Source organism: Rhizobium ruizarguesonis (assembly GCF_012349115.1).
Lineage (GTDB): Bacteria > Pseudomonadota > Alphaproteobacteria > Rhizobiales > Rhizobiaceae > Rhizobium > Rhizobium ruizarguesonis.
Genome location: NZ_PQIG01000095.1, coordinates 40902 through 62779 on the forward strand (window position 1 = coordinate 40902; position 21878 = coordinate 62779).

A 21878-nucleotide genomic window follows, 5' to 3' on the forward strand; every position below is an offset into this window, starting at 1 on the left:
CCGGACAGGCATATGTCCGAGCTACTGGTGATGGCCTCTTGCCGGAAAGAAATCATGCCTGCCAGTAATTTGACATTCCTTCACTCGCCGCTAATTCACACTTGAAATTGAAGGAAACAGTGAATGAATACTGCGGCACCTGCCACGAAAGCTCGGACCGGCGTGTCCGGTTTGGATACAGTTCTGGCGGGGGGCCTTTCGCCGGGGCACGTGTTTCTCCTGGAGGGAAATCCGGGAGCTGGCAAAACGACGATTGCGCTGCAGTTCCTGATCGAGGGTGCACGGCTCGGCGAGCAGGGGCTCTACATCACCCTTTCGGAAACCGAGAGCGAACTCCGGGCCGGTGCCGCATCGCATGGCATGGTGATCGATGGCAATATCGAGATCTTCGAGGTCGTGCCTCCGGAAAGCCTGCTGGATGCCGACCAGCAGCAAAGCCTGCTTTATTCGTCGGATCTTGAACTCGGAGAGACGACAAAGGAAATCTTTGCCGCTTTCGAGCGGATCAAGCCACGTCGCGTGGTTCTCGACAGCCTGTCGGAGATAAGGCTGCTCGCGCAGAGCTCGTTGCGCTACCGCCGGCAGATTCTTGCGCTCAAACATTATTTTGCCCGACAAGGCGCGACAGTCCTTCTGCTCGATGATCTGACCTCCGACGTGCTCGACAAGACGGTGCACAGCGTCGTACACGGCGTCATCCATCTCGAAGAGATGGCGCCGAACTACGGCTCCGAACGCCGACGTCTAAGGGTCATAAAATATCGCGGTCAGGCCTTCCGCGGCGGTTATCACGATTTCATCATCCAGACTGGCGGCGTTATCGTCTTTCCGCGGCTCGTCGCCGCCGAACACAGGTCGAGCTACACCCGCGATCAGATTTCCTGCAATATTGCGGAACTGGACCTTCTTCTGGGAGGTGGCCTCGAGCGAGGTTCCAGCACGCTCATCCTTGGTCCTGCCGGCACCGGCAAAAGCACGTTCTCGTTTCAATTCCTGGTGGCTGCGGTCGCGCGCGGCGAGAAAGTGGCGGCCTTCATTTTTGACGAGGAGCTGGGCCTGCTCTTCACGCGGCTGAAGGCGCTCGGAATAGATCTCGAAGCCATGCGGGACGCCGGTCATATCCACATCGAACAGCTCGATGCCGCCGAACTGTCGCCGGGCGAATTCGCCCACCGTGTGCGCAGCTGCGTCGACAAGTCGGATGCGAAAACCGTCATCATCGACAGTATCAACGGTTATCAAGCTTCGATGCCGGATGAGAATTCGCTGATCCTTCATATGCATGAGCTGCTGCAATATTTGAACAGGCAAGGCGCCAACACCTTTCTTACCGTTGCCCAGCACGGGTTGGTTGGTGACATGAAGGCGCCTGTCGACGTTACCTATCTCGCCGATACCGTCATTCTGCTGCGTTACTTCGAGGCGGCGGGAAAGGTGCGGCGAGCAGTCTCGGTGATCAAGAAGAGAACCGGCTTTCACGAGGATACCATCCGGGAGTATCGCATAGACGCTTCCGGCTTGAGGTTCGGCGATCCTCTCGTCGGGTTCCAGGGCGTGCTTCGCGGCGTTCCAGAATTTGTCACGACCTCAACGCCGCTCCTCGCGACCGATGGCGGGGATAGCGGCAATTCCTAATTCCGGCAAACCGAAAGCATTGATCTACACCCCCGTCGGTCGCGATGCCTGGGTGGCGAGATCGTTGGTCGATGAGGCCGGATTGGCATCGATTGCTGCCACTGACCTGTCTATGTTCGCGTCATCGCTCAGCGATGACATCGCGCTTGGCGTCTTGACGGAAGAGGCCGTTCGCTCGAGCGATCTCAAGCCGATTGCCGCCTGGGTTTCGGCCCAGCCGAGCTGGTCGGATCTTCCCTTCATCGTACTCACCACACGTGGCGGCGGGCCTGAACGAAATCCGGCCGCTGCAAGGCTTTCCGAGGTTCTTGGTAACGTCACCTTCCTGGAAAGGCCATTCCATGCGACCTCCTTCATCAGCGTTGCCCGGACCGCATTAAAGGGACGCCTGCGCCAATACGAAGCGCAAGCCAGGCTTGAAGCTCTGGGCGAGGGAGAGCGACGGTTGCAGACGGCGCTCGCCGCCGGTCGTCTCGGGGCGTGGGAGCTGGAGCTGTCCTCGATGGCCTTGTCGGCCTCGGCGACCTGCAAGGCAATCTTCGGTCGAGGGCCGGATGACGATGTCACGCGCGACGATCTGATCGCAAGCATCCACCCCGACGACCGGGATCTTGTGCTGGCACGCCTGCGCCAGACGATCGATACCGGACGCGACTATTCCATCGAGCACAGGACGATCTGGCCGGATGGATCGCTGCATTGGACCGAGGTCCACGCGCAGCTTTATTCCGACAGATATGGTTCCGCGAGGAAACTCGTCGGCGTCTGCTCTGATACCACCGTCCGAAAGACCATCGAGGAAAATCTGAGGCGGCTCAATGAAACCCTCGAAGAACGTGTGAGGGAACGGACCAAAGAGGTCAACGCCGCTCACCAGACCCTGCTCGAGGAAGTCGCCCAGCGCGAAAGGGCCGAGGAGCAGCTTCGCCAATCGCAAAAGATGGAGGCGATCGGCCAACTGACCGGCGGCGTCGCCCACGATTTCAATAATCTGCTTATGGTCGTTCTCGGAAATCTGGAGTTGCTCGGCAAGCACGTTGGCGGAGATGCCAAGGCGACGCGTCTGGTCGACGGGGCGATTCAGGGTGCGCGGCGCGGGGCGGCGCTGACGCAGCGGCTGCTGGCTTTTGCCAGACAGCAGGATCTGCAGGTCAAGCCCGTCGATCTGACCGAGCTGGTCTCCGGCATGAACGACCTGCTGCGGCGCTCGGTCGGATCCTCGATCAGCATCGAAACCATCCTGCCGGCAACCCTGCCGCCGGCGCTGGTCGATGCGAACCAGCTCGAACTGGCGCTGCTCAACCTTGCGGTCAATGCCCGCGATGCGATGCCGGATGGCGGGACGCTGTCCATATCGCTGCGTGAGGAGCAGGTGGCCGGCGATGACGGCGCTCTCGACAAGGGCGCCTATCTTGTGTTGGCGGTGGCCGACAGCGGCACCGGCATGGACGCGGAGACGCTGAAGAAGGCGGTTGATCCGTTTTTCTCGACCAAGGAACTCGGAAAGGGCACGGGCCTGGGCTTATCGATGATCCACGGACTTGCCGTTCAGCTCAATGGCGCACTTCGTCTGACAAGCGAGCTTGGAGTGGGAACGATTGCCGAATTGTGGCTTCCGGCGACCGAACGGCGCCCCGAGCGGCCAGCCGAGGCGGAGCGGCCCGTCCCGCAAGCTGCATCCAGACTGAAGATCCTGCTCGTCGATGATGATGCCTTGATCGCCATGAGTTCGGTCGAGATGCTTGAAGATCTCGGCCACGAGGTCGTCGAGGCAAATTCCGGCGCGCAGGCGCTGGAATTGATCAGCGGTCAGCATTTCGACCTTGTCATCACCGACTATTCGATGCCTGGCATGACCGGCGCACAGCTTGCCCAGGCCACGCGGGACATTCATCCGGGGTTACCGATCGTGCTGGCGACAGGTTACGCCGATCTTCCTGCCGGCACCGATATCGATCTTCCGAGATTGGCAAAGCCCTATGATCAGGCTCAGCTTGCCAAGGAAATCGCCAAGGCGATGGCGAGCGAAACGGTTCCGCTTCTTAGATCCGGCGGCGATGCAGGTGGTTCAAAGCCTCGCCTGTCCAAGGCCGACGATGTCAGCGATGAAATCGGCGATGGCGCCTGTGTCGTCTAGATCGAAGACCGGCAGGGCCGTATCCGTGACGGCATGATCGGCGGCGATAGCGCAGATATGGGGATCGCTCGGCGCCAACGGTTCACGATTGGTGGCCTCAAGGCGGCGGGCCTCTATCTTCGGGATCGGTTCGCGCTTGTAGCCCTCGATCAGCACGAGGTCGCAGGGGGCGAGACGGGCGAGGATCTCCTTGAACTCAGGTTCCGGCGCACCGCGCAGTTCGTGCATGATGGCGTAGCGGGTGCCGGAGACGATGGTGACCTCGTGGGCGCCGGCCTGGCGGTGGCGATAGCTGTCGGCCCCGACCTTGTCGATGTCGAAATCATGATGGGCGTGCTTGATCGTCGAGATCTTGTAGCCGCGGCGGGTGAACTCCGTCACCAGTCGGACGGCGAGACCCGTCTTGCCTGAGTTCTTCCAGCCGGCGATGCCGAAGATTTTCGGTGCGGTCATGCGCGAAGGGCCTCCAGCCAGCGTTCCGCCTCGACGAGATCATCAGGCGTGTTGATGTTGAAGAAGGGATCGAGCAGGCTGGCACGGGTCGGATGCAGCGGAAACGCCACTTCCGTAACGTCATGCCGCAACAGGAAGTCGCGTACGCGGCGCTTCTCGTCGGTGGCGATCCAGGCTTCGAGATCGGCGGCCAGCGTCACCGGCCAGAGCCCGAAGACGGGATGGCTGCGGCCCTCGGAGGCGGCAATGGCGATCTGCGAAGGGTGCTCGACCGCTGCCGCCAGCCGGGCGACGAGATCGGCCGGGAAGAACGGGCAATCCACCGAGACGGTGACGACATGGGTGATCGAGGGCAGGCCGGCGGCATAGACCATGGCGGCATGGATTCCGGCCATCGGTCCGGCCTTGCCGCGAAAACGGTCGGGAACGACAGGCACGCCCTCGGCGGCGGCATCGGCATTGACCGCGACGAGCGGGGTCTGCTGCGAGAGGCGGGTCAGCACATGGTGGAGCAGGCTCTCGGCGCCAAGCATCACGCCTGCCTTGTCGCGGCCCATGCGTTGCGAGCGGCCGCCGGCCAATACGACGCCTGCTATATCAGATCTGTCGAGCGAGAATTCAGCCATCATCCTTCCTCAGACCGGCGCGCGCGGCGCGGATTCCTGCGCGATCGGCGACACACGGCGCTTGGCCTCACGATAGAATGTATAGAGGCCGGATGCGATGACGATCGCAGCCCCGACGAGCGTCCAGCTGTCAGGCACTTCGGCGAAGAAGAGGAAGCCGAGCAGAGAGGAAAAGATCAGGCTGGTATAGCGGAACGGCGCGACGAAGGAGATTTCGCCGGTGCGCATGGCGAGGATGACCGACTGGTAGCCGACGAGCACCAGCACCGAGGCGAGCACGAGATGCCCAAGCGCGTTAGCGCTGACCGGCTGCCAGCCGCCGAGCGCCGGAATGAGCAGCGCGCCGAAGAAGGAGGCTGATATGGCGGTGATGACGGTTATCATCAGCGAGGGAATCTCCGGACTGATGCTCCGGGTGGCGAGATCGCGGCCGGCCGTCGTCAGCACCGCGGCGACGCAGAGGAGGGCGGCGGCAGTGAATCCCTCAGGGCCGGGGCGGATGATGATCATCACGCCGACGAGGCCGACGAGGATCGCCGACCAGCGCCGCCAGCCGACCGGCTCGCCGAAGAAGAGGGCAGCGCCGAAGGTGACGACCAACGGCAGCGATTGCAGGATCGCCGAGGCATTGGCGATCGGCATCATGCCGAGCGCGGTGATATAGGTGACGGCGGAGAGCGTCTCGCAGATGATCCTGAAGATGATCATCGGCTGCAGCATGATGCGCCAGGAGCGTAGCGCGCCCATTTTCCAGGCGATCAGATAGACGAGCAGGCTGGTGAAGAGGCCGCGCAGAAACATGATCTCGCCGGCGTTCATATAGGCGATCACCGATTTGGACAGGGCGTCGCTCGCGGAAAAGCCGGCCATCGCCAAGCTCATATAGATGGCGCCCTCAGTATTGCGTGACCGCGGCATGAAGAGATTCCCGTTACCTGTGCGCTCCTTTTAGTCGCGAAGATGCATCAAGGGAATCGGATGAATGTCACACCAAGCATAAATCGATGACGCGGTGCACAATGGCGCCGATGTCAACGCAGGCGTGTGGGTGGAAGTCCAGGCAAATCTCCGTTTTATAAGCTGAATTCCGACAGTTCCGACGCCGCAATCAACGCGTCGATGAGGACGCGCCGTCGCGCTGCCGGTTCGGGCCATAGGCGTTTTTCTCCTCCTGCGCGGGAAACGGGTGGCTGCATCGCCTGATGTTTGAGCATCTCAGATCTCGCAACAACGAAGGAGAGATCGATATGACACTTCTCAACGACAAGATCGCAATCATCACCGGCGCAAGCTCCGGCATCGGCCGCGCGGCGGCGAAACTCTTTGCGCGGCAAGGCGCCAAGCTCGTGGTCACCGGCCGGCGACAGGACGCGCTCGATGCCGTCATCGCCGAAATCGAGGCGGAGGGTGGTCAGGCCGTCGCCATATCAGGCGATGTCAAGGATGAGGCGCTGCAGGCAAGACTCGTCGAAACGGCAGTCTCGCGTTTCGGCCGGCTCGACATCGCCTTCAACAATGCCGGCATCCTCGGTGAGATGGGGCCGGTTGCCGGGCTGTCGCTGGAGGGCTGGCGCGAGACGATCGAGACCAATCTCACCGCCGCCTTCCTCGGCGCCAAGTACCAGTCGGCGGCGATGGGAAAAGGCGGCGGATCGCTGATCTTCACCTCGACTTTCGTCGGTCACACCGTCGGCATGCCGGGCATGGCCGCCTATGCGGCGAGCAAGGCGGGTTTGATCGGCTTCGTGCAGGTGCTCGCCGCTGAACTCGGAGCGCAGAAGATCCGCGTCAACGCACTGCTTCCCGGCGGCACCGACACACCCGCCAGCATCACCAACGCGCCCGATGCCACGCCGGAAGTGCTCGCCTTCGTGGAGGGATTGCATGCGCTGAAACGCATGGCGCAACCCGAAGAGATCGCCAATGCAGCGCTTTTCCTCGCCTCCGACATGTCGAGCTTCGTGACCGGCACGGCAATGCTGGCGGATGGCGGCGTTTCGATCAGCCGGACATAGGGCGAGCAAGGGACAGTGCCGTCACGGTCATCGCTTCGGCGTTCTTAGTTGCGGCGGGCTATGCCGCCGCAACTAAGGCGTCGATCAGGCGACTTCGCGTATGTCTCTTGCCGCCTGGCGTTCGAGATAGGCGACCAGATCCTCGATGGTGACGAGGGGGAGGTTGTGGCGTTCGGCGAAGAGCGTGAGTTCGGACAGGCGGGACATGGTTCCGTCGTCGTTGGCGACTTCGCAGATGACGCCGGCGGGGATCCTTCCGGCGAGGCGGGCGAGATCGACTGCGGCTTCGGTGTGGCCAGGGCGGCCGAGCACGCCGCGGGGGTTGGCGCGGAGCGGAAAGATGTGGCCGGGGCGGGCGAATTCGTCGGGCTTTGTGCGATCGTCGACGAGGGCGCGGACGGTGGCGGCGCGGTCCGCCGCAGAGATGCCCGTCGTCGTGCCCTTGAGATAATCGACCGAGACCGTGAAGGCGGTTTTGTGCGATTCCGTGTTATTGGGCACCATCAGCGGGATATCGAGTGCATCGAGACGCTCGCCTTCCATGGCAATGCAAACGAGCCCGCGGGCGTGGTTCATCATGAAGGCGATTGTTTCCGGGGTGACGGCATCGGCCGCGACCACGATATCGCCTTCGTTTTCCCGGTTCTGGTCGTCGACGACGACGACCATCTTGCCGCTGGCAATGGCTGATATGGCATCTTCAATTCTTGCGATAGTCATGCTGTCTGGCCTTTCAAGGGTTATGTCAGCGGACTGACATGGTCTGCTCGGCTCAATCCGTGAGCGAGCCTTCTGCCCTTGGGCGAACAAACGTCAGCCGACTCCCGGATGGAGTGCGACTGCCCGTGTTGTCCTCTTCCATCCGGACTATACCGTCGGCTCCGGCATCTCACCGGATCTGCTGACCTTCCGACGGGAGGTGCCGGAAGCGCTCGCGGGCTCCGGGATTGCTCCTGATACCGCCGGTGGGGAATTACACCCCGCCCTGAGAACATTTCAAAGATAGGATCAAAAACAGGCGGATGGCAAGGTCACTCGACCCGGCAAAAATGCAAAGCTGCCCTAACGCCGATGGACACACTGTTCACACGGAGGCGACTACCGGGTCGCCTTCCGTGCTTCGTTGGTGCTTTGATCCTTCCATGCATGTCGTTGTCCCAAAACCGCTGCGCACTTTTGGGCGACATGCATCAGGACATGATCAGGCCGCCGTCGACATTGATGGTCTGGCCGGTGATATAGGCGGCGTCGTCGCTGGCGAGGAAGGTAACCAGGCCGGCGACATCCTCGCCGGAGCCGGCCCGTTTCATCGGGATGCCCTCGACCCATTCCTTCATCAACTCGCCGGGGGCGTAGTTGCCGAGCAGCTTGCCCCAGGCCTGGTCGTTATAGGCCCACATGTCGGTCTCGATGATGCCGGGGCAGAAGGCGTTGACGGTGATCTTCTCGGTCGCGACTTCCTTGGCCAGGCTCTGGGTGATGCCGACGACGCCCATTTTCGAGGCGGCATAATGCGGCGTGTAGATAAAGCCGTCACGGGCCTGGCCGGAAGCGGTGTTGATGATGCGGCCGCCGCGCTTGTGCTTGCGCATTCTCGATATCGCCTCCTGGGCGCAGAGGAAGACGCCCTTGGTGTTGACGGCCATGACCTTGTCCCACTCGTTTTCGGTCAGGTCCTCGACGCGGGCAATGGTGATGACGCCGGCGTTCTGGATCGAGACGTCGACCGAGCCGAATTCCTTCTCGGCGGCATCATAGAGGGCGGTGACGCTCGCCTTGTCGGTGACGTCGCCGATGAAGGAGATCGCCTTGCCGCCGTCGGCCCGGATCTGTTCGGCAACGCCGTGAACCAGGTCCTCGTTGGCCGAGACGACGAGATTGGCGCCTTCGCGCGCAAAACGTCTTGCGATAGCAGCGCCGATGCCGCGGCTGCCTCCGGTAATGACGACCGTCTTCTGCTCAAAGCGTTTCATGCTCTTTCCTTGTCCGTCGATAAACAGCAAATCTGGGCGCGACCTACCATGCGATCATTATTGGAGCTCAACCGGTTGTCGCCAATTCAGGCAGTCTTGAGCGCCGATGACGACGCCCGAGCCTGTTCGATCGGCCTGAAGGGCGGGCAGACGACGATATCGCACGCCGTCTTGCCCGTTATTCCCTTCAGCGCCTCGATCTCAGCCAGGGAGGAAGCGAGACCGTTCATTTTTCAGTTGCCGGCAATGAGCTTTCGCCTCGCCCTCACCAGCAGCAGAAACCGCCGTCGACGAGAAGATCGACGCCGGTCACGAAACTTGCTGCATTCGACAGCAGAAACACCGCCGGACCCACCATCTCGTCGACCGCTGCCATGCGCTGCATTGGCGTCTGCTCTTCGAAGAGCTTGGTCTGGTGGACCATCTCCGGACGGGTGTTCATGGGCGTTGCCGTGTATCCGGGGGAGATGGTGTTGACGCGAATGCCGCGGTCGACCCATTCCATCGCCATGGACTTCGACATATGGATCACGCCCGCCTTCGAGGCGTTGTAGTGCGCTTGGCTCAGCCCCCGGTTTACGATCACGCCCGACATGGAAGCGATGTTGACGATGGAGCCGCGTCCATTCTTCAGCATGGCGCGAGCCTCTGCCTGGCAGGAAAGAAAGACGCCTTTGAGGTTGATATCCATCAACGTCTGATATTGATCCTCCTCCATCTCTTCCGCCGGGTTCGCGTTGGCGATGCCTGCAGCGTTGACTGCAAGCGTCAGCGTGCCGAGATCCGCTTCGGTACGTGCTACGGCATCTGCAAGGGAAGATTTGCTCGTGACATCCGCCGCGATCTGGATCGAGCGGCGGCCGGCGGCGCGAATATGTTCAGCCGTCTTGGCCAATCCGTCGTCGGTTCGGCGGTCGAGCAGCGCCACGTCGGCGCCGCATTGCGCGAGGCCGATGGCAATGCGCTGACCAATGCCGCTGCCGGCTCCGGTAACGATGGCAACCTGGCCGCTGAGATCGAAAAGCTTCGGGGCGTTCAGAGTGATGTCGGACACCGCTCTTCCTTTCTCTGTCTGTTTAGATGGTGGCTAGCTCCATGACCGAAACGTCATTTGCCTGGTCACGATTGAGAATCCCCGCCTGCTTGCCTTGCGCAAGCACGAGAATGCGATTGGAGACTCCGAGAACTTCTTCGAGGTCTGAGCTTACGACGATGACCGCCACGCCCTGTTTGGCAAGATTGACGATGATGTCGTAGATGCCCGCTCGGGCGCCGACGTCGATGCCTCTCGTCGGTTCGTCGAGTACGACGACCTTGGGATCGCGCATCAGCCACTTCGCGATCACGACCTTCTGCTGGTTACCGCCGGACAGGTCCGAGGCATGCTGTTCAGCACGGCCCTTTACGCCGAACTTGGCAACTGCCTTTTCTGCAAACGAGCGCTTGATGCGCGGCGTGATCCAACCACCGCCCAGTTTGTCAAGATTGGCGTAGATAATGTTCTCGCTGATCCGGTGCCCGACGATCAGGCCCTGCTCCTTGCGGTCTTCCGGAACCATCACGATACCCTTGGCGATCGCGTCCGCCGGATCTCGCAGCCTCAGTTCCTCGCCTTCCAGCTTGATCGAACCAGCACTGATTGGATCTGCTCCCGAAATCGCGCGCACCAGTTCGGTGCGGCCGGCGCCGACCAATCCGGCGATCCCCAGAATTTCCCCGGCCCGCACCTCGAAGGTAACGTCACGGAACGAGTTGTCCGGCGAGCTCAGCCCGGATACCTGGAGTACCGGACGATCTGTCGGCACCGGCAGGGTAGGGAACAGGCGGTCAAGCGGGCGCCCGACCATGCTCTCGACAATCGTTCGCACCGGGGTCGCGCTGTCTGAGAATTCTTGCACCCGCTCCCCGTCACGAAGAACGACGATCCGGTCGGTTATCTGCTTGATCTCTTCCATGCGGTGGGAAATGTAGACGATGCCGACGCCTTCTGACCGAAGCTTCCGAACCTGTTCGAAGAGAGCTTCCGTCTCCGCGCTGCCAAGGGCGGCTGTCGGCTCATCGAGGATCAGGAGCTTTGCGTTGAGAGCCAGCGCCTTGGCGATCTCGATGAGTTGTTGATTTGCCGTGGAAAGGCCGGCGACCGTCCGCGTTGCGGGGATGTGAAGGTTCAAGCGAGCAAGCTGGTCCTGGGCCCGGCGAACCATCTGGGCGCGGTCGACGACGCCGTTCTTCATCGGCCAGCGTCCGATGAAGACGTTTTCCGCGATCGACAGCTGCGGCAGAAGCTGCAGCTCTTGATGAATCAGGACAACGCCCTTGTCGATCGCTTCCCTTGGGGTGGCCGGGGCATAAGGCTGCCCCAGCCATGTCATTGATCCTTCGGACGGCGTGCGTGACCCGGCGATGATGCCCGATAGCGTTGACTTGCCCGCTCCGTTTTCACCGAGGAGTGCAACCACTTCGCCCGGATAAACGTCCAAGCTGACATTCTTCAGAACCTGGAGCGGCCCATACCATTTGGATATGCCCCTCAGGGAAAGAACTGGATCAGACACGGCACACCTCCTCAAGACCTCAACTTCATTATGGATGGTTGGCGATGAAGCCTGCGACGTTTTCCTTGGTTGTCAGCGTGGCATCCATAAGCTGCACCGGGGGTACCTTTTCTCCCGCGACAAGCTTGGCGGCATTTTCGACCGCATCGCGGCCCATCTTCTGCGTCTGCTGTGTCGCCGTTACGTTGAAGACGCCCTTGCTGAGCGCTTCGAGAGCCGCGGTGTCGCCATCGAAGCCGCCAACCACGATCTTCTGCGACGGATTGGCGACCTTGATCGCCTGCGCGGCGCCAAGTGCGAGGCCGTCGGCCTGTGCGAACACGATGGAAACGTCAGGATTTGCCTGCAGCATATTCTGCATGATCTGGAAGCCTTCGTCCTGGCTCCAAATGTTCGAGAACTGTTCGGCGACAACCTTGACGTCCGGATATGCCTTGAGAGATTCAGCGCAGCCCTTCGAGCGATCGACTTCCGGCGTCGTGCCCTTCTGGCCGTGGATGATGACCATCTTCCCCTTGCCGCCGGCTTCCTTCAGGATGTAGTCGCACACGGCCTTGGCAGACGCGACGGAATCCGTTGCAAGGAAGGTATCGCCGGGTGCTCCCTCGGCGTTGCGGTCAACGTTCACGACCGGAATACCAGCGCTCTTCGCGAGCTTGACCGGAACGGTCGCAGCAGCCGCGCCGGCCGGAATGTAGATCAGCGCGTCGATTTTCTGGGTCAGAAGATCCTGGATCTGGTTGACCTGCGTCGGCCCGTCGCCCTTTGCGTCGACGGTGATGACTTCGATGCCGCGCTTCTTGGCTTCGGCCTCGACCGATTGCTTGATCTGGTTGAAGAAGTTTGCCTGAAGGTTGGCAACGGCCAGGCCGAGCTTCTTCAGTTCCGCAGCATGTACAGGCCCGAGCATGAGGCCCAGCAGTGCAGCAGATGCGAGCATGGTGCGCGCTATTTTCATTGTATTTCCTCCGTTGTTTGATGGAACCCTCGGGTATGTCCTCCCCCTCGGGGTATTGATCCGACCCAAATTTTTGGGGCGGAATTCCGGGCCCGCCAACGCGGTGGACCTCGCTCGTCAGGCGCGACGCCGACGAATGGTCTCCGCGCCGACCGCAAGCACGATGACGATGCCGATGATCACCTGCTGCAGGAAGGGCGAGACGTTGAGAAGGTTGAGACCGTTGCGAAGCACACCGATGATAAGAACGCCGATCAGCGTTCCACCGATGCCGCCCGCGCCGCCGGAGAGCGAAGTCCCGCCGATGACGACCGCAGCGATGGTGTCCAGTTCATAGCCCAGACCACTGGACGGCTGGACGGAATCCAGCCGCGCGGCGAGCACGATGCCGGCGAGCCCCGCAAGGACGGCACTCACGACATAGACGGCTATCGTCACGAGCGGGACGTTGATACCGGCCAGGCGTGCGACTTCGGGATTTCCTCCCACCGCGTAGAGCATGCGACCTTCGGACCGGAAGTGCAGGAAAAGCCACGCGGCAAGAACAACCGCAAGCATGAGAAACACAGTGGCTGTCAACACGCCGAAATGGCGATCGATTGCCAGCATCATGAACCAGTCGGGGAATCCAACGATCTGTTGGCCGTCCGTGATCATATTCGCGACGCCGCGAGCCGCAGACATCATCGCAAGAGTGGCAATAAACGCTGGAACCCTGAACTGCGTAACCAGAAGTCCGACGATCAGCCCCGAAAGGCCCGCTGCGACCAGAGCAAAAGCGATCCCGACCGGCAGCGGCAGGCCGGCGACATTCGCAGTCCAGCCCATGACCATCATCGCAAGAGCGAGTGCCGAGCCGACGGAGAGATCGATGCCGCCGATCAGAATGACAAAGGTCATTCCGACGGCCATGATGCCGAGGACAGTGATCTGATCGAGGATGTTGAGACCGTTCCGAACCGAAAGAAACGTGTCGGTGCTGAGGCTCAGGAAGACGCAAAGCGCGAGCAGCCCCACGAGCGGGCCGGTGGCGCCCTTGAGTTTGCTCAACCAGGCCCCGGACGAAAGCCCGTGTTCATTGATATCGAGCGCCACCATTGTTCCTCCCTATGTCTAGGCTAATAGCTAATTCACTCTACGAATAAATATTCACTGATGCTGGAAAATTCATTAACAAGTTGCTTTCCGGCTGTCAACAGGATTTCTAGGCCTACAACTGTTGGTGTTCCACTTAAAGGGCTTGACTAATCGGTGTCTTGTGCAAAAATATTGACAACTGAATATTTATGCACGAGAGGAATCCATGAATACGACAGAACTCGAGCGGGTCGCTCGCGAGATCCGATTGCGCGATCTCCAGGCGGTCTTTGAAGCGGGCGCCGGCCATATTGGCGGGGAAATGTCGGTCATCGACATTTTGACTGCCCTCTATTTTCGTGTGCTGAATGTTTGGCCCGATCAGCCGAAGCACCCCGACCGCGACAGGTTCGTTCTTTCGAAGGGACATACTGCATGCGCGCTGTATGTGACGCTCGCAAAACGCGGCTTCATCCCGGAGGAAGAGATTTCCACCTTTTTGCAGCCGCATTCGAGGCTGAACGGGCATCCAAATTGCAACAAGGTTCCTGGCGTCGAAACGAATACCGGGCCGCTCGGCCACGGTCTTCCGGTCGCAGTAGGAATGGCGATAGCCGCCAAGCTCTCGGCCGCGAAATATCACACCTATGTCGTCACCGGCGACGGTGAGATGCAGGAGGGCTCCAACTGGGAAGCGATCATGGCGGCCGCGCAGTTCAAGCTCGATAACTTGACGCTGGTCATCGACCACAACAGGTTCCAGCAGGGCGCCGCCCTGGCCGAAACCAACGATCTCGCCCCGCTTCGTCCGAAGCTTGAAGCTTTCGATTGGGAAGTCACCGAGATCAACGGGAACAATATGAGCGAGGTCGTTTCAGCCCTCGAACACCGGGGATCGAGACCGCATTGCATCGTCGCCCACACCAACAAGGGCCATGGAATCTCGTTCATGCAAGACCGAGTCGACTGGCACCACAAGGTACCGAGCAAGGAACAATACGAAATCGCATTGGCAGAATTGTCGGAGGCACTGTAATGAACGCGCCAATAAACGCACCCAAGCTCTACGATTGCCGCGACGCATTCGCCACCACGCTTGAGCGGCTGGCAGCCGAAAACGAAACGATCGTTGCCGTCTGCAACGACTCCGTGGGTTCTTCCAAGCTCGGCGGCTTCAAGGCGAAGTTTGGAGAGCGCCTCGTCAATGTCGGTATCGCTGAGCAGAACATGGTGGGGGTTGCAGGAGGCCTGGCCAATGGCGGACGCCTTCCGTTCGTGTGCGCCGCCGCTCCGTTTCTAACGGGACGGTCGCTGGAGCAGATCAAGGCCGATATTTCCTACTCGAATGCCAACGTCAAGCTGGTCGGTATTTCTTCCGGAATGGCGTATGGCGAACTCGGGCCGACCCATCACTCGATCGAGGATTTTGCCTGGACGCGTGTTCTGCCTAATCTTCCGGTCATTGCGCCTTGTGACCGCATCGAAACAGCCGCTGCGGTTGAGTGGGCCGCGGCCTACAACGGCCCCTGTTTCCTGCGTCTGTCTCGCGTAGGTGTGCCTGATCTGCTTCCGGAGGGTCACAAGTTCGAACTTGGCAAGGCAAACCTCCTTCGCCAAGGTTCCGACGTCACCCTTATCGCAAACGGCACTTTGACTCATCGAATCTTAAAGGCTGCCGAGATCCTCGCAGAACGTGGCATCAACGCCAGAGTACTCAACCTTGCAACGGTTCGTCCGATCGACGAGGAGGCTATCATCGCTGCGGCGAAGGAAACCGGAGCGATCGTCACAGCCGAAGAGCATTCGATCTTTGGCGGGCTCGGCTCCGCGGTAGCCGAAGTGGTGGTCGACAATGCTCCAGTCCCGATGAAGCGTCTCGGAGTTCCCGGCGTCTACGCTCCGACCGGTTCGGCAGAGTTCCTGCTCGACGAATTCGGGATGGCGCCGTCCGCAATCGCCGACGCGGCGCAGTCGCTGATCAGGCGCAAGTAACTGGGATCACGTGATCAGCCCGGACGCTTTTTGTCGTCCCGGCTGCCGCCTGATCTGGGGAGGATAGAATGCGGGCAATTCTGGCAATTGACCAGGGCACGACCAATTCAAAGGCAGTTCTCGTTTCCGAAAAGGGAGAAATTGTTGGCAGAGGTTCGGCTCCAGTCGGCATCGCCTATCCGAAACCAGGCTGGGTCGAACAAGACCCACGCCGGCTCTACGCATCCGTCTGCGAGGCGATCGACGCCTGCCTGAAGGCTGGCCCCGATGTAGCTATTGAGGCGGTGGCGATTTCCAACCAGCGCGAGTCAGTCACTGCCTGGGACGCCGAAACGGGAGAAGCACTTGGGCCGGTGGTAAGCTGGCAGTGCCGCCGAACGGCACAGGATTGCGAACGTCTTATTACCGAAGGCCACCTTCACCGTGTGCAGGCGCTCACGGGCCTGCCGCTGGATCCGATGTTTCCGGGTTCGAAATTCCGATGGCTGCTCGACCGTATTCCGGCTGGGCGTTCGGTGCGGCTAGGAACGGTCGACAGTTGGCTCGTCCACTGCCTGACGGGCGGGCGCCGGCATGTCTGCGACGCTTCCAATGCCGCCAGGAGCCAGTTGTTCGATCTCCAGGAGCAGAGATGGAGCGAGGAACTTGGCGAGATCTTCGGCGTGGATATCGCGCTCCTGCCCGAGGTACTCGACAGCTCTGCCGACTTCGGCAGGACGCAAGGGTTGCCAGGCGTGCCGGATGGAACTCCGATCATGGCCGTGATCGGAGACAGTCATGCTGCGCTGTTCGGTCATGGAGCATTCAAGCCGGGTGATGGCAAGGTAACCTTCGGAACCGGCTCGTCGGTGATGACGACGCTTCCGCGATTTATTCCCCCACGCAACGGCGTCACTACGACCGTCGCATGGCGTCTCCATGGAAAGCCGACCTTCGCTTTCGAAGGCAATATTCTCGTCTGCGCCGCCAGTCTCCCCTGGATGGCAGGCATTCTCGGCCTTTCGGACGTGGCGGCCCTTGTCGAACTTGCGGCGAGCGCCGAACCGGGCGGACCGGGCTTCGTGCCAGCATTCGTGGGACTTGGCGCACCCTATTGGAACTCCGACGCCCGTGCCCTGTTCTCCCAGATCAACTTCAATACGACACGTGCGCAAATGGCGCGGTCGGTCACCGACTCGATCGCCTTCCAGGTGCACGACGTGATCGCCGCCATGCGAGCACAAAGCGGCGGCGAGCTCGGGGCCCTCTATGTGGACGGCGGACCGAGCCAGAACCGCTTCCTGATGCAATGTGTCTCGAATCTCATCGAACATCCCGTGATTCAATGCGAAGCACCCGAGGCGTCGGCTTTGGGAGCGGCATATCTCGCGGGTCTCTCACTTGGCTTGTGGAGCGATCTTCAGGTTATCGCGGAGCTGCCCCGGAGCTCACATATCATTGACCCGGAACCCGTGGATCGAGCGGTGCTTCTGAATACCTGGAATGATGCACTTGCCCGCTCGACGGCACGCGAAACAACGGCTAATGATGAATAAAAATTCACCCTAGGATTAGCGATGACTCGCCTCAATGAACTCCGCCTCATCTCAAGGGTCGCCCAGATGTACCACTTGGAGGGGCGGCGACAGGCGGAGATCGCACAGCACCTTCGCCTGTCGCAGGCGACAGTGTCGCGCATGCTCAAGCGTGCCGAGGCCGAAGATATTGTGCGAACCAGCGTGACCCCCCCCGTTGGCACCTACAGCGAGCTTGAGAGCGCGCTTCGCGAGAAATATGATTTGCCGGAGGCGATCGTCGTTGAGTGTACGGAAGATCGGGACGGCGCCATCATGGCCCGTATCGGAGAGGCAGCGGCTCATCTCTTGGAGGTGACGCTTGCGCCAGGGGAGATCATCGGCGTTTCGAGTTGGAGCCAGACCATCTCCAAGATGGTCGAGAACATTCATCCCCTTAAGAGCGCTCAGGCGAAATACGTCGTCCAAACCCTTGGAGGCATGGGCGATCCTTCAGTGCAGACACATGCGACGCAGCTTACCACGCGGCTTGCTCGGCTGACCGGCGCTGAGCCAAAACTGCTCGCTGTGCAGGGCGTTACAACGTCCAGAGAGGCAAAATTTCTTATGCAGGCCGATCCATACGTTCGGGAGACGATGGACCTGTTCGGCAGCATAACGCTTGCGATTGTCGGAATCGGAGCGGTCGAACCGTCCGAACTTCTCGCACGGTCAGGCAACATCTTTTCGTCCCGCGAACTGTCTGATCTCGCGGAAGCGGGAGCCGTCGGCGATATCTCGCTTCGCTTCTTCGATAAAAACGGCAAGCCGGTCAAGACGCCCCTGGACGACCGGGTCATAGGGCTTCCACTCGAGGATCTCGAACGGGTGGACCGGGTCATTGCTCTTGCCGGCGGGTCCAAAAAGACCGACGCGATCGCAGGCGCGCTCCGCGTGGGGGTCATCCACATGCTTGTTACGGACAAGTTTACCGCGCAGCGATTGATCAACTGATGAGGCAGACTGATTCCCCAACCTCAATGCGCCGTCCCATCCACAATCACGTGGTCGTGGTCCAGCGAGCATCTCTCCACCCGGGCCTCGACCCTGTAGATTTCCCGTAGCATCTCAGCGGTGACGACGTCGCGGGGGGTGCCGCAGGCATGCATGCGGCCGTTGGCGATGACGAGGACTTTGTCGGCGAAGCGGAGCGCCTGGTTGAGGTCGTGGATGGCGATCAGCACGATCATGCCTTTGGTGCGGGCCTGGCGGCGCATGAAATCGAGGACCTCGACCTGGCGATGAAGATCGAGCGCGCTGGTTGGCTCGTCCATCAGCATGATCTCCGGCTCGCGGACCAGAGCCTGGGCGATCGAGACGAGCTGGCGCTGGCCGCCGGAAAGCGCGCCGAGATCGCGGAAGGCGATGGAGGTAATGTTTAGCGCCTTCATGATCTCGTCGATGAAGCGCAAGTCGCTGTCGCTGACGGCCCAGGACTGGCCCTGCTTGCGGGCAAGCAGGATGGATTCGTAGACCGTCAGCACCGCGTTGGCCGAGGTATCCTGCGGCATGTAGCCGATGGCCTTTTTGGCCTTCGAGCCTTCGACCACGACATGGCCCGGCCCTTTGAGGAGGCCGGTAATGCGCTTGAAGAGGGTCGACTTGCCGGCAGCGTTCGGGCCGATCACCGCCACGACCTCGCCCGATGTCATCACCGGCGTCGTCACGTCTTCGACGAAGAGCTTGCGGCCGTGATAGGCGCCGACCGATTGCAACTGAAGCGCTACCACGACCGGCTCCTGTTCGAGAGGATGAGCGAGAAGAAGAAGGGCACGCCGACCAGCGCGGTGATGATGCCGATCGGGAAGACGACACCCGGAATGATCGACTTCGAGACGATCGAGGTCAGCGACAGCAGCAGCGCGCCCGACAGGACAGAGCCCGGCAGGAAGAAGCGCTGATCCTCGCCGAGGATCATGCGTGCGATGTGCGGCCCGACGAGGCCGACGAAACCGATCGTACCGACGAAGCTGACCGGCACCGCGGCGAGCAGCGAGACAACAAGCATGGTTTCGAGCCGGATGCGACGGACATTGACGCCGAAGCTTGCGGCCTTGTCCTCGCCGAGGCGGATGGCCGTCAACGCCCAGGCATTGCGGGCAAAGAGCGGCAGGGCGATCAGCAGAACGGCAAGCGTTACCCAGATCTTCGGCCAGGTGGCCTTGGTGAGGCTGCCCATCGTCCAGAAGACGACAGCCGACAGTGCCTGTTCGGAGGCGAGATATTGCAGGAAGGCGAGAGCCGCATTGAAGGTGAAGACCAGCGCGATGCCGAGCAGCACCACCGTCTGCACCGAGACGCCGCGGGCCTGCGAGACGAAATGGATGAAGAGCGTGGCGATCAGCGCCATGATGAAGGCGTTGACCGGCACCAGCAGGCCGGCTGCAACCGGCAGAAGCGGAACGCTGGTGACGATCGCCAGTGCGGCGCCGAAGCTTGCCGCCGCTGAAATGCCGAGCGTGAAGGGGCTGGCGAGCGGATTGGCAAGAATCGTCTGCATCTGTGCGCCGGCGACGGAGAGCGATGCGCCGACGACAATCGCCATCACCGCAACCGGCATGCGGATGTCCCAGACTACGGCGCGCACCTGATCCGAAACGGAGGAGGGGTCGAGAAGGGCGGCGACGACTTCACTAAGGCTGTAGCGGGCCGGGCCCCAGGCGAGATCGACGGCAAAGGACAGGCAGAGCGCTGCCGTCATGGCGGCAAGGATCAGCAGCTTGCGCCGGGCGAGGGCGCGGTAGCGCTCCCTCCCGGCTTCGGCTTCTATCGATATGGCGGCGATCTCGGCCATGTCGGATTACTGACCCGCCTTGGCGTCGACCCAGTAACCCGGCTGATAGGCGACCGGCAGGAATTTTTCGTGGAATTCCTTGAAGGTGGCATCGGGATCGAGATCGGCAAAGAGGTTCGGATGGAACCACTTGGCCAGCTGCTGCACGGCGACGAACTGGTAGGGGCTGGTATAGAACTGGTGCCAGATCGCATGGACATTGCCGCCGGCAACCGCTCTGGAGCCGGTGAAGGCAGGGTTTTCCACCAACGTGTTCAGCGCCTTGCGGCTGTCGTCAAAGGTGACGGCGGCATTCGGGCCGACATTCACAAAGTCCTTGGCATTCTTGGTCTGGCTCCAGTTGGAACCGGTGACGACGATGACGTCAGGATTGGAGGCGACGACCTGCTCGGCATTGATCGAGCCGGTATAGCCCGGCAGGAAATCGGAGCCGAGATTGTGGCCGCCGGCCCAATCGACCATCAAGCCGAAATTGTCGGGGCCGAAGGTGCCGCAGCATTCGACCAGGCCTGCGGCGCGGTACATGAAGACATTCGGCTTCGGCGGATTGGCGGCCTTCAGTCTGTCGGTGACGCGGGCCATCTGCTCTTTCCAGAAGCTGGCGACGGCTTCGGCGCGGTCCTCATGGCCGAAGATCTGGCCGAGGATCTTCAAGCTCGGCTCGGTGTTGGCGAGAATGTGCTCGCGGAAATCGATGTAGACGATCTTCACGCTGATGCCGTTCAGCATGTCTTCGAGTTTCACTTCGTCGGCGGCCGCTTTGTTGCCGATCGGCAGCAGCAGCACGTCGGGATGAAGCTTGACGACCGTCTCGGTCTGCAGCGTGCCGTCGGTCAGGTTGCCCAGAAAGGGCAGGTCCTTGCCCTTCGGAAACTTCTCTACATAGGCGTTGAAGCCGTCCTTGTCGGTGGTCCAGAGATCGTTGCGCCAGCCGACGATTTTGGCGAAAGGATCTTCCTTCTCGATCGGCGCGACGGCGTAGAGCATGCGGCCTTCCCCAAGGATCACACGCTCGACCGGCTTGTCGAAGGTCACTTCGCGGCCCGCGACATCCTTGACGGTGAAGGACTGCGCCCAGGCCGAAAGCGGCATCAGGCTCGCAATCGCCGCTGCGGAGACTGCGAGTATTTTCACGAAATTCATCTGGAAATTCCCCCGGTGTCTGAATAATGTCCGCAGGCATAAGAAATATGACTTTATGAATCAAGTTCTATGTTTTAGAGCGTTTCCAAACTGATCCGATGCCGGGGTGCCTCAGATGAATTCCATGAATACGAACTACTCCATCCGCGATGAAATCCGCGATTTCTGGTCGGAACGGGCGGCGACCTTCGACCAGAGCGTCGGCCATGAAATCTTTTCGGAAGCGGAGCGGAAAGGCTGGCAGCGGCTGATCAGAAAACATCTGGGCGAGGGGCAGGGGCGCGCGGCGCTCGATCTCGCCTGCGGCACCGCCGTCATCTCGCATCTGATGCATGATGTCGGCTTTGCGGTCACCGGCCTCGACTGGTCGGATGCGATGCTTGCGCAGGCGCGTGCCAAGGCGAAGAAGCGCGGCACCGATATCCGCTTTGTTTCCGGCGACGCCGAAAACACGATGGAGCCGAAGGACAGCTACGACGTCATCACCAACCGCCATCTCGTCTGGACGCTGGTGGACCCGGCTTCGGCCTTCAAGGAATGGTTCTCGGTATTGAAGCCAGGCGGCAAGGTGCTGATCCTCGACGGCAATATGGGTAAGGAAACCTGGGTCAAGGGCCTGCAGAAGCTCTGGACGAAGGTGACCGGCAAGCCGCCGGCGAGCCACATGTCGCCGGAGATGATGGCGCGGCACCAGAAGATCCGCTCACGCGTGCATTTCTCCAACCAGATGCCGGCCGAAGCAGTCGTCGATCTTCTGCGCCAAGCCGGTTTTACGGACATCGTCATCGACCGCAAACTCGCCGACATCCATTGGGCGCAGGCGCGCAAGATGCCGTTCATGCGTGGGCTGGAGCGCATGGTGCAGGACCGGTTTGCGATTTGCGCGCGTAGGCCTGGGTGATGGGGGTTGGGTTGGCTCCCTCTTCTCCCCGCTGGGGAGAAGGTGGCCCGAAGGGTCGGATGAGGG

The 21878-nt window shown here is 61.0% G+C and carries 21 protein-coding genes and 1 riboswitch; of the genes, 8 read left to right on the forward strand and 13 right to left on the reverse strand.

The window, feature by feature from the left end; genetic code table 11:
* The first annotated feature begins 123 nt into the window (after positions 1-123).
* Positions 124-1635 (forward strand): ATPase domain-containing protein, encoded by a 1512-nt coding sequence (locus tag C3Y91_RS24755; protein ID WP_018068643.1) that lies wholly within the window; start codon positions 124-126, stop codon positions 1633-1635.
* On the forward strand, positions 1610-3772 hold the full coding sequence (locus C3Y91_RS24760) for a PAS domain-containing hybrid sensor histidine kinase/response regulator family protein (RefSeq protein WP_018068644.1): 2163 nt from the start codon (positions 1610-1612) through the stop codon (positions 3770-3772). The genes C3Y91_RS24755 and C3Y91_RS24760 overlap by 26 nt, the downstream gene beginning before the upstream one ends.
* Here C3Y91_RS24760 and mobB read toward each other — a convergent pair.
* From mobB to C3Y91_RS24775, 3 genes are read right to left on the reverse strand one after another with little or no spacing between them, the layout of a single operon-like run.
* Positions 3704-4225, reverse strand: coding sequence for a molybdopterin-guanine dinucleotide biosynthesis protein B (gene mobB, locus C3Y91_RS24765; RefSeq protein WP_018068645.1), 522 nt, complete (start codon positions 4223-4225; stop codon positions 3704-3706). The genes C3Y91_RS24760 and mobB overlap by 69 nt on opposite strands.
* Positions 4222-4851: a molybdenum cofactor guanylyltransferase MobA gene (gene mobA, locus C3Y91_RS24770; RefSeq protein WP_020397341.1), complete on the reverse strand. Its 630-nt coding sequence runs from the start codon at positions 4849-4851 to the stop codon at positions 4222-4224. Before mobA ends, mobB begins: the two co-directional genes overlap by 4 nt.
* Positions 4852-4860: 9 nt before the next feature.
* Positions 4861-5769 (reverse strand): DMT family transporter, encoded by a 909-nt coding sequence (locus tag C3Y91_RS24775; RefSeq protein WP_018068647.1) that lies wholly within the window; start codon positions 5767-5769, stop codon positions 4861-4863.
* A gap of 329 nt (positions 5770-6098) precedes the next feature.
* Between C3Y91_RS24775 and C3Y91_RS24780 the strand changes: the two genes are divergently transcribed.
* Positions 6099-6866, forward strand: coding sequence for an SDR family oxidoreductase (locus C3Y91_RS24780; protein WP_026170641.1), 768 nt, complete (start codon positions 6099-6101; stop codon positions 6864-6866).
* A gap of 84 nt (positions 6867-6950) precedes the next feature.
* Here the strand turns inward: C3Y91_RS24780 and ribB are convergent, their stop codons facing one another.
* From ribB to C3Y91_RS24815, 7 genes are all read right to left on the reverse strand, one after another.
* On the reverse strand, positions 6951-7586 hold the full coding sequence (gene ribB, locus C3Y91_RS24785; RefSeq protein ID WP_018068649.1) for a 3,4-dihydroxy-2-butanone-4-phosphate synthase: 636 nt from the start codon (positions 7584-7586) through the stop codon (positions 6951-6953).
* A gap of 126 nt (positions 7587-7712) precedes the next feature.
* Positions 7713-7863, reverse strand: a riboswitch (FMN riboswitch).
* Positions 7864-8056: 193 nt separating this feature from the next.
* Positions 8057-8839, reverse strand: a complete 783-nt coding sequence (locus C3Y91_RS24790; RefSeq protein WP_024321891.1) for a glucose 1-dehydrogenase — start codon at positions 8837-8839, stop codon at positions 8057-8059.
* Positions 8840-8925: 86 nt separating this feature from the next.
* Entirely contained in the window at positions 8926-9069 is a 144-nt protein-coding gene (locus tag C3Y91_RS24795) for a hypothetical protein (protein ID WP_168575944.1), read from the reverse strand.
* A gap of 35 nt (positions 9070-9104) precedes the next feature.
* Positions 9105-9893 (reverse strand): SDR family oxidoreductase, encoded by a 789-nt coding sequence (locus C3Y91_RS24800; protein WP_018068651.1) that lies wholly within the window; start codon positions 9891-9893, stop codon positions 9105-9107.
* Between the two features lie 22 nt (positions 9894-9915).
* On the reverse strand, positions 9916-11394 hold the full coding sequence (locus C3Y91_RS24805) for an ATP-binding cassette domain-containing protein (protein ID WP_168575949.1): 1479 nt from the start codon (positions 11392-11394) through the stop codon (positions 9916-9918).
* A 28-nt stretch (positions 11395-11422) separates the two neighbouring features.
* Positions 11423-12352 carry a sugar ABC transporter substrate-binding protein gene (locus C3Y91_RS24810; RefSeq protein WP_003569108.1) on the reverse strand — a complete coding sequence of 310 codons (930 nt, stop codon included), beginning with the start codon at positions 12350-12352 and terminating at the stop codon, positions 11423-11425.
* Positions 12353-12469: 117 nt separating this feature from the next.
* On the reverse strand, positions 12470-13450 hold the full coding sequence (locus tag C3Y91_RS24815) for an ABC transporter permease (protein WP_003540274.1): 981 nt from the start codon (positions 13448-13450) through the stop codon (positions 12470-12472).
* A 205-nt stretch (positions 13451-13655) separates the two neighbouring features.
* Between C3Y91_RS24815 and C3Y91_RS24820 the strand changes: the two genes are divergently transcribed.
* The 4 genes from C3Y91_RS24820 to C3Y91_RS24835 all read left to right on the forward strand — a co-directional run bounded on the left by C3Y91_RS24820 (position 13656) and on the right by C3Y91_RS24835 (position 17928).
* Positions 13656-14465: a transketolase gene (locus C3Y91_RS24820; protein WP_018068653.1), complete on the forward strand. Its 810-nt coding sequence runs from the start codon at positions 13656-13658 to the stop codon at positions 14463-14465.
* Positions 14465-15421, forward strand: a complete 957-nt coding sequence (locus C3Y91_RS24825) for a transketolase family protein (RefSeq protein ID WP_168575950.1) — start codon at positions 14465-14467, stop codon at positions 15419-15421. Before C3Y91_RS24820 ends, C3Y91_RS24825 begins: the two co-directional genes overlap by 1 nt.
* A gap of 68 nt (positions 15422-15489) precedes the next feature.
* Positions 15490-16956 carry an FGGY family carbohydrate kinase gene (locus C3Y91_RS24830; protein WP_018068655.1) on the forward strand — a complete coding sequence of 489 codons (1467 nt, stop codon included), beginning with the start codon at positions 15490-15492 and terminating at the stop codon, positions 16954-16956.
* 21 nt (positions 16957-16977) lie between these two features.
* Positions 16978-17928 carry a sugar-binding transcriptional regulator gene (locus C3Y91_RS24835; RefSeq protein ID WP_003540269.1) on the forward strand — a complete coding sequence of 317 codons (951 nt, stop codon included), beginning with the start codon at positions 16978-16980 and terminating at the stop codon, positions 17926-17928.
* 23 nt (positions 17929-17951) lie between these two features.
* On the opposite strand, the gene C3Y91_RS24840 is transcribed toward C3Y91_RS24835, so the two are convergent.
* The 3 genes from C3Y91_RS24840 to C3Y91_RS24850 are packed head-to-tail and all read right to left on the reverse strand — an operon-like array spanning position 17952 to position 20911.
* A complete protein-coding gene (locus tag C3Y91_RS24840) occupies positions 17952-18704 on the reverse strand; it encodes an ABC transporter ATP-binding protein (protein ID WP_018068656.1) in 753 nt (250 codons plus the stop codon).
* Entirely contained in the window at positions 18698-19768 is a 1071-nt protein-coding gene (locus tag C3Y91_RS24845) for a FecCD family ABC transporter permease (RefSeq protein WP_024321889.1), read from the reverse strand. The genes C3Y91_RS24840 and C3Y91_RS24845 overlap by 7 nt, the downstream gene beginning before the upstream one ends.
* Positions 19769-19774: 6 nt before the next feature.
* Positions 19775-20911, reverse strand: a complete 1137-nt coding sequence (locus C3Y91_RS24850) for an ABC transporter substrate-binding protein (protein WP_024321888.1) — start codon at positions 20909-20911, stop codon at positions 19775-19777.
* Between the two features lie 115 nt (positions 20912-21026).
* Between C3Y91_RS24850 and C3Y91_RS24855 the strand changes: the two genes are divergently transcribed.
* Positions 21027-21812 carry a class I SAM-dependent methyltransferase gene (locus tag C3Y91_RS24855; RefSeq protein ID WP_024321887.1) on the forward strand — a complete coding sequence of 262 codons (786 nt, stop codon included), beginning with the start codon at positions 21027-21029 and terminating at the stop codon, positions 21810-21812.
* Positions 21813-21878: the final 66 nt, after the last annotated feature.

Bases quoted from the DNA above. Each gene is read 5' to 3' on its own strand.
- C3Y91_RS24850 (WP_024321888.1), bottom strand. From the start codon at position 20,911: ATGAATTTCGTGAAAATACTCGCAGTCTCCGCAGCGGCGATTGCGAGC.
- C3Y91_RS24760 (WP_018068644.1), top strand. From the start codon at position 1,610: ATGGCGGGGATAGCGGCAATTCCTAATTCCGGCAAACCGAAAGCATTG.
- C3Y91_RS24825 (WP_168575950.1), top strand. From the start codon at position 14,465: ATGAACGCGCCAATAAACGCACCCAAGCTCTACGATTGCCGCGACGCA.
- ribB (WP_018068649.1), bottom strand. From the start codon at position 7,586: ATGACTATCGCAAGAATTGAAGATGCCATATCAGCCATTGCCAGCGGC.
- C3Y91_RS24830 (WP_018068655.1), top strand. From the start codon at position 15,490: ATGCGGGCAATTCTGGCAATTGACCAGGGCACGACCAATTCAAAGGCA.
- C3Y91_RS24795 (WP_168575944.1), bottom strand. From the start codon at position 9,069: ATGAACGGTCTCGCTTCCTCCCTGGCTGAGATCGAGGCGCTGAAGGGA.
- C3Y91_RS24815 (WP_003540274.1), bottom strand. From the start codon at position 13,450: ATGGTGGCGCTCGATATCAATGAACACGGGCTTTCGTCCGGGGCCTGG.
- C3Y91_RS24810 (WP_003569108.1), bottom strand. From the start codon at position 12,352: ATGAAAATAGCGCGCACCATGCTCGCATCTGCTGCACTGCTGGGCCTC.
- C3Y91_RS24835 (WP_003540269.1), top strand. From the start codon at position 16,978: ATGACTCGCCTCAATGAACTCCGCCTCATCTCAAGGGTCGCCCAGATG.
- mobB (WP_018068645.1), bottom strand. From the start codon at position 4,225: ATGACCGCACCGAAAATCTTCGGCATCGCCGGCTGGAAGAACTCAGGC.
- mobA (WP_020397341.1), bottom strand. From the start codon at position 4,851: ATGGCTGAATTCTCGCTCGACAGATCTGATATAGCAGGCGTCGTATTG.
- C3Y91_RS24820 (WP_018068653.1), top strand. From the start codon at position 13,656: ATGAATACGACAGAACTCGAGCGGGTCGCTCGCGAGATCCGATTGCGC.
- C3Y91_RS24780 (WP_026170641.1), top strand. From the start codon at position 6,099: ATGACACTTCTCAACGACAAGATCGCAATCATCACCGGCGCAAGCTCC.
- C3Y91_RS24855 (WP_024321887.1), top strand. From the start codon at position 21,027: ATGAATTCCATGAATACGAACTACTCCATCCGCGATGAAATCCGCGAT.
- C3Y91_RS24845 (WP_024321889.1), bottom strand. From the start codon at position 19,768: ATGGCCGAGATCGCCGCCATATCGATAGAAGCCGAAGCCGGGAGGGAG.
- C3Y91_RS24755 (WP_018068643.1), top strand. From the start codon at position 124: ATGAATACTGCGGCACCTGCCACGAAAGCTCGGACCGGCGTGTCCGGT.
- C3Y91_RS24790 (WP_024321891.1), bottom strand. From the start codon at position 8,839: ATGAAACGCTTTGAGCAGAAGACGGTCGTCATTACCGGAGGCAGCCGC.
- C3Y91_RS24775 (WP_018068647.1), bottom strand. From the start codon at position 5,769: ATGCCGCGGTCACGCAATACTGAGGGCGCCATCTATATGAGCTTGGCG.